The sequence below is a fragment of the Bacillus sp. REN10 genome, assembly GCF_016820555.1.
Classification (GTDB): Bacteria; Bacillota; Bacilli; order Bacillales; family Domibacillaceae; genus Bacillus_CE.
On sequence record NZ_JADHDW010000005.1, the window covers coordinates 84,830 to 96,972 of the forward strand.

The window sequence follows — 12,143 nt, forward strand, 5'->3', positions numbered from 1 at the left end:
TTCTATAATCGATAAAGTTTATGTATAACCGGTACATCTTTCATCGCATTTCTCGTATCAAAAATCAACTTCGCCTGTTCGCCGATCATTTCATAGTCAAAGCCTGAATGATCTGTTGTAATCACCACAATATCAGCCGAAGCTACCACTTCTTCTGTTAAAGCCACTCCTTCAAATCTCTTGCCACGATAAGTAAAGCCGTCAATATGCGTATCGCTAAACTGCACATGTGCCCCTTTTTTCTCAAGCATCTCCATAATATCCAATACCGGCGATTCGCGGTAATCATCAATATCCTTTTTGTAAGCCACCCCTAACAACAACACATTTGAATATTTAATTGGCTTCGCTTCTTCATTTAATAAATGACCGATTCGTTCTACAACAAACTCCGGCATACTATTATTAATCTCACCAGCAATTTCAATCAGCCGTGTATGGTAATTATATTCGCGAGCTTTCCACGTTAAATACCATGGATCAACAGGAATACAATGCCCGCCTAAACCTGGACCTGGATAAAAGGCCATAAAACCATAAGGCTTCGTTTTCGCCGCATCAATCACTTCCCACACATCTAGTCCCATGCGATCACATAAAATCGCCATCTCATTCGCAAGCGCAATATTAATGTTACGGAACGCATTTTCTAAAATTTTCTCCATTTCAGCCACACCAGGACTAGATACTGTATGAACTTTTCCTTCTAATACTTGCTCATACAAAGCAGCTGCCACTGCTGTACAGTCTTCTGTCATTCCTCCGACTACTTTTGGCGTGTTCTTCGTATTAAAATGCTTATTCCCTGGATCGACCCGTTCAGGAGAATAAGCCAAATAAAAGTCTTTCCCACACACAAGCCCTGTACTTTCGAGAGCAGGCTTAACGATTTCCTCCGTCGTCCCCGGATACGTCGTACTTTCCAATACGACCAACATACCTGGATGTAAATACTCAGCAACCGCTTCAGATGATGCCTTCACATAACTAATATCCGGCTGCTGATAATCATCCAATGGCGTCGGCACACAAATAGCCACAACATCGACAGCCTCTAATAAGCTATAATCTGTCGTCGCTTGAATACGCCCTTCCTTTACAAGCGTTCGCAGCTCATCTTCAATAACATCCCCAATATAATTAATTCCTTGATTCACAAGATCCACACGTGTTTGTTGAACATCAAAACCAATGACATCAAATCCTATCTTTGCCTTTTCAACCGCTAAAGGCAAACCTACATAGCCAAGGCCGATGACGCCGATTTTGCATGTTTTTGACTCTATCTTCTTAAGAAGCTCCATGGGTATCAAATCTCTCTTCTATAATAATTTCTTTCTCTTTAAATATCGGTCAAAATTAATCTCTTTACACAAGTGTATAAATTTTTTTATAACACTATTTATAAAAGCTATAGCATCTAGATGAATAAGAACCTGCTTATTGAGCAAATTAAGTACTAAGAAAAACCTATTCTTTATTTAAATTAATACTTCATTTCTCATTTTTTTGGTCGATATTATTAAAAGAAAAGGAAAACTTTTTATTACTACACTTTAATTAAGAAGGGTTTTTTTATGAAAAAAACAACAGATATTAAAAATGAAACAATTTTTGTAACTGGTGGAGCTGGATTTATAGGATCTACCATAGTTGGCTCATTATTAGAAAGCAACAAAGTAATTGTTTATGATAACTTTTCTCGCAATTCAATTAAAAACAAACCATTTTTTAACCACCCTAACCTCACTCTCGTTGATGGAGACATTTTAAATCTTCCTTTTTTAAAAGAAAGCATGGAAGGAGCAAACTACGTTATTCATTGTGCAGGTATTGCTGGTATTGATACCGTCGTTAAAAGTCCAATAACAACTATGCAAGTAAATATGGTGGGCTCAGCCAATGTACTAGAAGCAGCAAGTAAATTGGAAAATTGCAAACGAGTCATTTGTTTTAGTACAAGCGAAGTTTTTGGACAAATTGCTTTTCAATCTAATGAAACTAGTCCTGCGGTGCTAGGAGCAGTTGGTGAAGCTCGTTGGACATACGCTGTTAGCAAGCTCGCTGAAGAACATTTAGCTTATGCTTATTATAAAGAAAAAGGTCTTCCTACCGTTACAGTTCGTCCATTTAATGTATATGGTCCAGGACAAGTTGGTGAGGGAGCATTAAAGACTTTCATTATGAGAGCATTGAAACACGAAGATATTATAATTCATGGAGACGGAACACAAATAAGAGCTTGGTGTTATATAGATGATATGGTAGATGGTGTCATTCGCTGTTTAACATCACCAAATGCAGTGGGAGAATCCTTTAATATCGGTAACTCAAGAACTGTAACAACGATATACGGTTTAGCTAACACTGTTATCCGAGTTTTAAATTCAAATTCTAAAATAACATTTGTTCCTAAATCCTCAGCTGATATTGAATTGAGAATACCAAGTGTTGCAAAAGCGAAAGAAGCTATTGGTTTTTATGCTACAGTAGACCTTGAGGAAGGTATTGCAAATACTGCTGAATACTTTAAGGGAAAAATTACCGTATGATAAAGTTATCTAAACCCATTATTAGCGAAGAAGCCATTCAAGCTGTGACAGACGTATTAAGAACAGGAATGCTTGTACAAGGTAAATATGTTACAGAATTTGAACATGATTTAAAAGAATATATGAGCGCTCAATATGCTTTGGCTGTTTCAAGTGGTACAGCGGCATTACACATTGCACTAGCGGCACTTGAAATAGGAAAAGGGGATGCCGTTTTTATTCCTGCTTTTACATTTCCAGCTACAGCAAACGTTGTAGAGTTGCAAAAAGCACAGACTGTTTTGGTAGATGTTAACCCTTCTACTTACAACATTGATCCAGTTAAATTAGAAGACACCATTTTAAATTACTCAGGGAACAAAACACCAAAAGCTATCATCGTCGTTCATGAATTTGGCGCTCCCGCTAACATGACTCAAATTATGGATATTGCCAAAAGGTACAATCTGTTCGTGATCGAAGACGCTGCTTGTGCTCTTGGTACGACATGGAATGGACAACATGTAGGTACTTTCGGAGATGTTGGTTGCTTTTCTTGGCATCCAAGAAAAGCAATAACGACCGGAGAAGGTGGTGCGGTTGTTACCAATAGTGAAAAATTAAACGAAAAGATAAAACTTTTAAGAAACCATGGGCTAGAAAAATCAATTAACGGTTCAATAGACTTTTTATTACCGGGTTTTAATTATAGATTAACTGATTTTCAAGCTGTCCTTGGCCTACATCAATTAAAAAACTTTGATGAATGGGTAGAAAAAAGAAGAGAATTAGTCGATTATTATTTCGAATGTTTACAAGACTGTTCTGTCGTTACCTTGCCCGATAAAATAGATGGTCATTCTTGGCAGACATTTATGGTGAAAGTCGATCAAAAATATAACCGTAATTTGTTAATTAAAAAGCTTAAAGATGCTGGTATTGAAACTAATCTAGGCGCTCAAGCTATTCATATGCTCGCATATTATAAAGAAAAATTTAATTACAATGATAAAGATTATCCAAATGCAAACGCCTCTTATCAGCAGGGATTAGCTTTTCCTTTACATCCTGAACTAACCAAACAAGAGATTCATTATGTCATTAATGAATTTAAAAAAATCATTATGCGGTGAAGAAATGGTTAAAAAAATAATTATTTTAGGAACAGGCGGTAACTGTATAGATATACTAGACACTATTAATGAAATAAACGAAAAAGAATTTAAATATGAATGTGTTGGCTTTTTAGATGATAACATTGATAATTTTGAAAAAACATTTTGGGGAGTCAAAGTTCTAGGTCCTCTATCAAAAGCGAAAGAATTTATAGATTCTTGCTTTTTCATAAATGGCATTGGGAGTGAAAAGAACTTTTTTTTAAAGGAAAAAATCATTGCAAATACAAAAATTCCTATAGAACACTTCGAAACGATCATCCATCCTACGGCTAGTGTATCTAAGATGTGTAAAGTAGGAAAAGGAACCGTTATCTTTCAAAATGTAACAATTACATCTAATGTAAATATAGGAAATCATGTAGTTATACTCCCAAATTCGGTTATTAATCACGATTGTATCATTCAAGATTATTCATGTATTGCCAGTAGTGTCAACATCTTAGGAAAAGTATTAATAGGGAAATCATGTTACTTAGGAGCCAATAGTTCTATTAAAAGTAACGTAACAATAAAAGATTATTCTTTAATAGGAATGGGTAGTAATGTACTTTCAGATGTAAAAGAAAATTCTGTTATGATTGGGAATCCTGCTCGATACTTAAGAAGTACAAGATAAACATAAATAGGAGAATTAAACATGGATTATGAAAATACAATATTTTTGACCTTTGATTTTGATTGGGCATGTGATGAAGTTATCTCTTATACAATAGACTTGTTAAATAAACACGATGTTCCTGCAACATTTTTTGTTACAAATGATACCCCTATTTTAAATAAACTAAAATATAACTCCAATTTTGAACTTGGTATACATCCTAATTTCAATGACTTATTAGCTGGTACAAGCCATGAAGCTGCTGAAACGGTAATTTCAAAAATCAAAAAAATTGTACCCGATGCAGTTAGTGTTCGTTCACATTCATTTAACCCAAAGCTCAACTATTTTAAACCTCTTTATTAAACATGGATTAAAGTTTGATCTAAACCTCTTAATTCCATTCGAGAGTGATATTAAATTACGTCCTTTCTCCTTTTTCAAACACTTAATACGAGTCCCCTTTTTTTGGGAAGATGATGTTCACTGTATAAATATGGAAAGTAGAAAAGACCTTGATTGGAATGTATCACACTACCTTAATAAAGATGGGTTAAAGGTTTTTAATTTTCATCCTATACATGTTTACCTTAATACAGAAAGACTCGATAGATACTATCGTATCAAAAGCTTTTATCATAATATTGAAAAACTTGAAGCGCATCGCTTAAAAAATGATCTTTGCGGGACTCGTTCTTTTTTAAATAATCTAATAGCTGAAGCCAAAAATAAGGGGCTTCAATTCTCAACAATTAAAGAAATTAATATCGATTATGAATAAATATAAGGAGAATTTTAAATGAAGTTCGATCTTACACAAATATCTAACATTCTTGGAATTCAACTACCTTTAGATGTTCATTTTGATCTCTTAGGACTTGTTGATAGTAATAAGAGTAATACATTAACCTTTATAGATAATAAAAGATTCTTACATACTCTAGTCAATAACAAAAATATTTCAGCTGTATTTGTTACACAAGAGTTGGCTAATGAAGTACAACAAAAAAACTCTAGCATTCAACTAATTATCTGTGAAGATCCAAGATATTCTTTCTATTTTCTATATAATCATATTTCAAAGAAAGAATATAAAAAAGAATATAATGTCATAGATAACACTGCGAGTATTCATGACACAGTACATATAGCTGAATATAATGTAAGAATAGGTAAAAATGTAATTATCGAACCCAACGTCACTATACTATCTGATGTTGTTATTAAAGAAAATTCTATTATAAGAGCCGGAACAATTATAGGATCAGAAGGCTTTGAACATAAAAGAACAACAAAAGGAATATTATCTGTATTTCACGATGGAAAAGTTATAATTGATTCAAACGTTGAAATAGGGGCAAATACATGTATTGATAAAGGATTTTCTTTTAGAAAGACCCTGATAGGTAAAAATACTAAAATAGATAATCTGGTACACATCGCTCACGGTGTTCAAATTGGTGACAATTGCTTAATAGCAGCTTCTTCAATGATAGCAGGTAGCGTAACTATTCAAAATGATGTCTGGATTGGTCCTAATTCAAGTATCTCTAACAACATTAATATCGGACATAATAGTTTCATAACAATAGGATCAGTCGTCACAAGAGATGTAAGTGAAAATCAACAAGTAACGGGTAATTTCGCTATACCTCATAATCAGTTTTTAAATAATTTTAAAAAGACTTTAAAAAATAAATAAATCTTACCATCTTGAACATAAATTTTCTGTTCAAGGTGGTAAGGAAATAATATTAGTCGTGATAAATAAGGAAAAACACCCTAATGTAACTACTTAAAGTAGATTAACATACTGGATTACTATCTTTAAACAGTGGGCTTATATATTTGTATCAACTGTTGCGCAATATCTAAATCATTATGATATTTTTCTACATATTTTATCCCTTTTTTTCCTAAAATATTTCGCAAGTCAACATCTTTAATTAAATATTCAATTTTCTCCTTAATATTATCTGGATTAGCAGACAAAATGGGTAAATCTTCTGGATAATAATCCTTCATAAACTCACTTATATAACTAATAACTGGCTTTTCCATCGCCATCGCCTCTAGTGCAAATAACCCATAGCCACCTCCATGCAGTTGATCTATAATGATATCTGCCTCTTGATAAACACGTTTCGCTTCTTCATGAGACATATTCTGTACTAATTTATATTCAAAATCATAATTTAATTTTAATTCTTCAATAGCAGCATTTACAAATTTAGTACCTTTAAAATCTGAAGATGTTGGAGCATGAACAATTACTGGCTTTGTTTTTCTAAATTCAAATTCTGGGTTAGGAGTGTATTCACTGAGATTTAATGCTTGGCGAACTATATGGACTCGATTATAAAATCCTTTGACGTATTCATATAATTCAGCATCAGCAATGATACAATCATCTATATAGCTACCTAAATAGTGTAGTTGTTTTATTATTTGTTCCTCATTGTCATTTTTACTTTTCGCATAAGGATTTAACTTGTTAGCAATTGAAAGTCTTCTTACGTCCGTTCCCCAATGATGCATAAATATTTTTTTCTTGTTTTCTTTTAATAAAGGAAGGTCAGCTAGGTTAGGTAACAAAGAGGTATTATAATGGAAATGAAAAACGTCAAAGGTTTCGTTTGCTGCTTCAAAAAGTTCCATTGTTACCTTATCTCTATCTTCTACTTTATTAATGTCTAGTATATGTGCATTATCATAACTGAGATAACTCGGATGATAATTTATACCAAATGAAGAAACGTTAGAAAATTGATTTTGGGCTTTAACTAGTGTATTCATCTGATTCGCAATTTCAATTGTTCCATGCAATATTTTTAACTCTTTACTTTGAGATTTGACTTCAAGTATAGAATTGATTACACCTTTTTTCTGTATTTCAGATTTAATTTCATTTGCTAAGATAGACAGATAATGAGAAAAATACGGATAAGTCTCGCCTGCTTCTTTTAAATATTTCATAGCAAGCTTTTGGTTACCTTCTATATATTGAAGTTTATACAGATGCATAATCATTAGAAATTTTTCTTCTTTATTTTCATGAGTACTATATATAAGACGAATATGATTTGGATTAAAAGTATAACGAATATTTTCAATACCTTTTTCTATATATCTATTAAAAATCTCTTTTAAATTAAAAACAAAATCTTCTTTTTTTCTTTTATTTTCCTCAATTCTAGAAAGAAGTAGCACATTAGCTATCGCAATATATACTCTATTGCTTTGAAAATCATTAAATCCAAAATCATTTCTTAAAGATTGCAAGAAATACTCTTCTTTTTCTTCTTGATCAATTAACACTTTGACAATTTTTTTGATGACTTCACTATTAGTTTTTTTGAAGAATCGATTTAAATAGTTGTACTCTATTAAATACTTAACAAATTCAATTATAATTTCATCCGAAAATTTAATAATATCGTATTTATTAATAAACTCTGTCAGTAGCTTTCTTTTGTTATCTGTAATTCGAATTTGGTTTAATAACCCATAAGCATCTTCATTGGTAGAAAAATTAATTTGAAAACGTTCCAATTGATCTTCGTCAAAATCATTTTTTAATATCTCTAAATAATTAATGTAAGGATGACGTTGTTCTTCTTCCATATTTTTATATAGATCGAGTAACTCTTCTACTTTGTTCTCTAAAATGAATACTTTCGTTAATAATTTAGCCTTTAAAGCTTGGTTCTCAATTTTATCCAAAAACATTTTATAAGGAGTTAAAGCATAAATTAGGTTAGAGTCCTTATAAATTAGGTCGACGATCCGATCTAGTGTATTGTTGCGTGTGTCTTTATCAAGACTATACATTTCTATCGCTGTAAAATTCGATAAATCTAATTCATTTTTATGATATTTTTCATGAAGATCCATGTATCTCTTTAGTGTTTCCAAACCATCTTCATACTCTTCTAAAGCGAAATAGGCATGCCCCATATAATAATACAAATCCAGATACACCTTGTTATAAGTTAGACCTTCTTTACAAATTTCTATCACTTGTTTAAACTTTTTTGCATTTAGAGACATGCGAGCATATTCACCAAACACATAGTATCTGTGAATAACCAATTCTTCCGCTTGTTTTTTCATTGATTGATATGCTTTTTCAATCTCTTCTAAAGCTATAATATCCTCATTGTGCATCATATAAGATCTAGCTAACTGAAAGCGATAATACACATGTTCAGGATCTTTCTCTAATTCTTTCCTCAGCATACTCGCTGTACGTTTAAACTTCTTTTCCATCAATTCCTTATCTTCGTTGATGTATCCATAATGCATAAGCCATATATCTGCAGTTAATACCGGATGCTGATAAATAGGTTGGTTATGTATGGTTCCTTTATAATGAAATGTTCCATTGTTCCGAAATAAACGTTCTTGAACATGATAAACATATTTATTCAACTTAATTGATAATAAATTTTTTTCTCTAACCCTAATCGTATTACAACTATTTATCTCAGAGCTTGTTAACAAGTTCATAAGTTCGCTTGGCGTTTCAAGTTCTTCATCCGCATCAATAATAAAAATCCATTCTCCCTCTGCGTATGAAATGGAAATATTCCTCATATCTGAGAAATTCCCATTCCATTCATGAAAATAGACTCTTTGTGTATATTCTTTAGCGATCTTAATCGTTTGGTCTGTTGAACCGGTATCGACGATAATAAGTTCCGTATAGCTTGTTTCTAATAAAGGTTTTAAACTATCTAAACAGCGACGTAAATTCTTCTCTTCATCTTTAACAATCATGCAAATGCTTAATTTTTTATCCATGTGTAATACATCCATCCCAGTAAGATAACAATGGCTTTAGTTCATATTGAAGAATGTCTCCCACAAACAAATAGTCTTTTCCCTCAATCTTATCTAGTAATAATCCGACTTTTTCGTTAAATAAATCAAGACCAAAATCAACCACACCGTTCTCAGTTAAGATCATAATACTCTCGGTTAAAGTAGATAGATCCTCTAACCAAAACGTTAAACTTTCAGTAGCTTGTACATTATCTATATTCATACAAATAGTATCAATACGAGTTAATAAATTTTGGATTAATTCTTTTAATGAATATTTCAATTCAAGTAATTGTGCTTCCATAATGTCTCCCTTTTAAAAAAGGCTGACTAATAAATTAGTCAGCCTCCTTAATTGTTGTCACAAAAGTATCAATTAACGAAGTAATTGAAGTACTCCTTGTGGTTGTTGGTTTGCTTGAGCAAGCATTGCTTGAGCAGCTTGAGCAAGAATACCGTTTTTAGTAGATTCCATCATTTCTTTCGCCATGTCAACGTCACGAACGCGAGACTCAGCTGCTGTTAAGTTTTCAGAAGACGTACCTAAGTTGTTAATTGTATGCTCTAAACGGTTTTGGAACGCACCTAGTTTAGAACGTTGTGCTGATACATCTTCAATTGCTTTGTTCACTGCTGAAATAGATGCTTCCGCAGCCCCAGAGCTACTTACATCGATTCCATTGATATTTAAAGCAGTTGAACTCATATCTTCAATTGCTACTTTCATTGTTTGTGAAGAGTTCGCACCAATTTGGTAAGTTAAAGAGGCATCGTCTAAATCAGTTACTGCTTTACGAGTAGTGAATGTAGCTTCTTCACCAATTGAGCCTGTGCTTAATGCACCAATAGTAACTGCAGCATCACCAATTGTTACAGTTCCACCACCAGAAGTTGTTACAGTAGAAGATACACCCTTAGCATCAGTAACAGATAATGTGTATACTCCTCCAGTAGTCGCTGAAGTGATTTTTACATTATAAGTGTTATTTTCGCCGATTGTACCAGTAGATGCAACACCTGTGAAGATCGCCTTATCAGAAACTTCATTAAATGTTGCTGATTCTGCTTCTGCATTTACACCACTTAAATTACCATTCAATAATTTCTTAGTATTGAACTCAGTAGTGTTAGCAATACGATCAATTTCTTCTACTAACTGATCTACTTCTTTTTGAAGTTCTGCACGGTCAGTATCTGTGTTTGTATCGTTCGCAGATTGAACAGCTAATTCACGTACACGTTGAAGGATTGAGTGTGTTTCGTTCAATGCACCTTCAGCTGTTTGGATTAAAGAGATACCATCTTGTGCGTTTTTAGAAGCCATGTCTAAACCGCGGATTTGTCCACGCATTTTTTCAGAGATTGCTAGACCTGCAGCATCGTCACCAGCACGGTTGATACGAAGACCTGAAGATAATTTCTCCATTGATTTAGATTGTGCATTTGAAGCACTGTTTAATTGACGGTGCGTGTTAAGAGCCGCAATATTATGATTGATTCTCATGATTAATTTCCTCCTTGAGTTATGTAGTTCACGTCCATGTGAACATCATTTTTTAGGGATCACTAGGTCGGCCGCCCTGTTTCTCCCTTACATCATTAATATCGGAGGGAGAAGAAATTTCTTTAATAGTTTAAGAAAAATTTTTTATCTTTTTTTATTTGTGACGAAATGATGGAGATAGAAAAAAGAACTCCATATTTGAAGTTCTTTCGTTTTATCATTATTTACTTTTTGGCAGTAGACTGAATAAATCTTTTACTTCATTGGAAGCAGACTCATTTTCCTCTTGGATCGCTAAGTATACTTCTTTCCGATGGATATCCACATGCTTTGGTGCGTTAATGCCTAGTTTAATTTGATCCCCTTTGACGCTAATGACAGTGATTTCAATGTCATCACCAATTTGGATAGCTTCACCTGTTTTTCTTGTTAGCACTAACATGATGAATTCACTCCTTTTCAGCCCCGACTAGGAAGATGGAGTGGCGGATGTGATAGCGGTTATCGTTCAAAATCACTTGCTTCGCTTGTTTATTCGTTGTGTTCAAAATGATCGGTGCTTGTAAGTTGGCTGTTGTTTGTTCGAATGGTTCTTTGACAGTGAGAATCGTATATACCGCTGCTTCTTCTGCTTTTTCTAATTGCAATGCCTCAACAACTGCCTCATCTAATTGAATATCATACTCCGGAAAGAAGGCAAACGGGTTAGTAACTACAAAACCAAGTTCTGGTGTGCTTGTTGATTGCAGGACGAAAAAGACGTCGTTGTCTGGAAAAGCTAACAGCGTAAATTGTTTTTCGTCCGCAAAGCCTGGAATGCCTTGATTGAATGTCCAAACGTCTTCTTGATTGATTTCAACTTGTCCGTGGTATTTTGTTTCGATGATCATCGTCTCACGTTCCTTTAGTTAGATTTCCTGTTCGTAGTTGATGCCTTTATATTTCAAGTTCACAAAGTCAATGTTGACAGAAGGATATTGCTTCATGGATACATGAACTTTACCTGGCTGATAATCATGAATAGGCTTCTGTGGCCGTGTGTTATTGATAATCGGATTTGTTTTGACATCAATCTGCACTTGAGCTGGCTGATAATCGATTTTCACACTGCCTGCGGATGGAATGTAGCCGATGTTAAATTCAAGCTCGGGTCCTTCACTATTGCGCTGTGCTTGTTCCGGAATCGGATCGCCGCCGTTTTCGATCATCATCAGTTCGTCCCCTTCAGCGGCTACGCGTGCTAGCCCCTCGAACCAGTCTTGATAGCCTTGCTGAGCAAATTCTTCAATCCGCTTAGAAATGTTTTTTAAATCCATATCTTCGCGTGCTTTTGTTTGGTCAATCGTTAATTTCGATGGCGTCGTTTCAATCGTGAGTTCCGCGGGCGGTTGCTGTAGATCAAGCTCTGCGGATGGCTGTTCAATTGATTGCACCGGCTTTTGAATGTCGAGCGCAATTTGAGCCTGTTGCGTTGTCATTCGGATTTGCGCTAATTGCATAAGATCACC

13 protein-coding genes are annotated in these 12,143 nt (G+C 33.9%); 6 read left to right on the forward strand and 7 right to left on the reverse strand.

The features are described 5' to 3' along the window. Window positions 1–2: 2 nt before the first annotated feature. Complete coding sequence (locus IRB43_RS09755) at window positions 3–1,304, reverse strand: nucleotide sugar dehydrogenase (protein WP_275296766.1); 1,302 nt, start codon at window positions 1,302–1,304, stop codon at window positions 3–5. 273 nt (window positions 1,305–1,577) lie between these two features. On the opposite strand from IRB43_RS09755, the gene IRB43_RS09760 reads away from it, so the two are divergent. The 6 genes from IRB43_RS09760 to IRB43_RS09785 are packed head-to-tail and all read left to right on the forward strand — an operon-like array spanning window position 1,578 to window position 6,009. Then, window positions 1,578–2,552: an NAD-dependent epimerase/dehydratase family protein gene (locus tag IRB43_RS09760; RefSeq protein WP_203363280.1), complete on the forward strand. Its 975-nt coding sequence runs from the start codon at window positions 1,578–1,580 to the stop codon at window positions 2,550–2,552. Then, entirely contained in the window at window positions 2,549–3,664 is a 1,116-nt protein-coding gene (locus IRB43_RS09765) for a DegT/DnrJ/EryC1/StrS family aminotransferase (RefSeq protein WP_203363281.1), read from the forward strand. The genes IRB43_RS09760 and IRB43_RS09765 overlap by 4 nt, the downstream gene beginning before the upstream one ends. Continuing rightward, a complete protein-coding gene (locus tag IRB43_RS09770; protein WP_203363282.1) occupies window positions 3,627–4,325 on the forward strand; it encodes an acetyltransferase in 699 nt (232 codons plus the stop codon). Before IRB43_RS09765 ends, IRB43_RS09770 begins: the two co-directional genes overlap by 38 nt. A gap of 21 nt (window positions 4,326–4,346) precedes the next feature. Continuing rightward, window positions 4,347–4,673, forward strand: coding sequence for a polysaccharide deacetylase WbmS family protein (locus IRB43_RS09775; protein ID WP_203363283.1), 327 nt, complete (start codon window positions 4,347–4,349; stop codon window positions 4,671–4,673). Continuing rightward, the gene (locus tag IRB43_RS18220) at window positions 4,609–5,088 is read left to right on the forward strand and encodes a polysaccharide deacetylase WbmS family protein (RefSeq protein WP_481748132.1); all 480 of its coding nucleotides are present in this window, start codon (window positions 4,609–4,611) and stop codon (window positions 5,086–5,088) included. The genes IRB43_RS09775 and IRB43_RS18220 overlap by 65 nt, the downstream gene beginning before the upstream one ends. An 18-nt stretch (window positions 5,089–5,106) precedes the next feature. Continuing rightward, window positions 5,107–6,009: a DapH/DapD/GlmU-related protein gene (locus IRB43_RS09785; RefSeq protein WP_203363285.1), complete on the forward strand. Its 903-nt coding sequence runs from the start codon at window positions 5,107–5,109 to the stop codon at window positions 6,007–6,009. Between the two features lie 125 nt (window positions 6,010–6,134). Here the strand turns inward: IRB43_RS09785 and IRB43_RS09790 are convergent, their stop codons facing one another. From IRB43_RS09790 to IRB43_RS09815, 6 genes are all read right to left on the reverse strand, one after another. Then, window positions 6,135–9,110, reverse strand: coding sequence for a glycosyltransferase (locus tag IRB43_RS09790; protein ID WP_203363286.1), 2,976 nt, complete (start codon window positions 9,108–9,110; stop codon window positions 6,135–6,137). Then, on the reverse strand, window positions 9,103–9,435 hold the full coding sequence (locus IRB43_RS09795) for a hypothetical protein (protein WP_203363287.1): 333 nt from the start codon (window positions 9,433–9,435) through the stop codon (window positions 9,103–9,105). Before IRB43_RS09795 ends, IRB43_RS09790 begins: the two co-directional genes overlap by 8 nt. A gap of 72 nt (window positions 9,436–9,507) precedes the next feature. After that, a complete protein-coding gene (locus IRB43_RS09800; RefSeq protein WP_203363288.1) occupies window positions 9,508–10,635 on the reverse strand; it encodes a flagellin N-terminal helical domain-containing protein in 1,128 nt (375 codons plus the stop codon). A 220-nt stretch (window positions 10,636–10,855) separates the two neighbouring features. Continuing rightward, window positions 10,856–11,077 carry a carbon storage regulator CsrA gene (gene csrA, locus IRB43_RS09805; RefSeq protein ID WP_203363289.1) on the reverse strand — a complete coding sequence of 74 codons (222 nt, stop codon included), beginning with the start codon at window positions 11,075–11,077 and terminating at the stop codon, window positions 10,856–10,858. A 7-nt stretch (window positions 11,078–11,084) separates the two neighbouring features. Next, the gene (gene fliW, locus IRB43_RS09810) at window positions 11,085–11,525 is read right to left on the reverse strand and encodes a flagellar assembly protein FliW (protein ID WP_203363290.1); all 441 of its coding nucleotides are present in this window, start codon (window positions 11,523–11,525) and stop codon (window positions 11,085–11,087) included. A gap of 18 nt (window positions 11,526–11,543) precedes the next feature. Then, window positions 11,544–12,134, reverse strand: coding sequence for a DUF6470 family protein (locus IRB43_RS09815; RefSeq protein WP_203363291.1), 591 nt, complete (start codon window positions 12,132–12,134; stop codon window positions 11,544–11,546). Window positions 12,135–12,143: the final 9 nt, after the last annotated feature.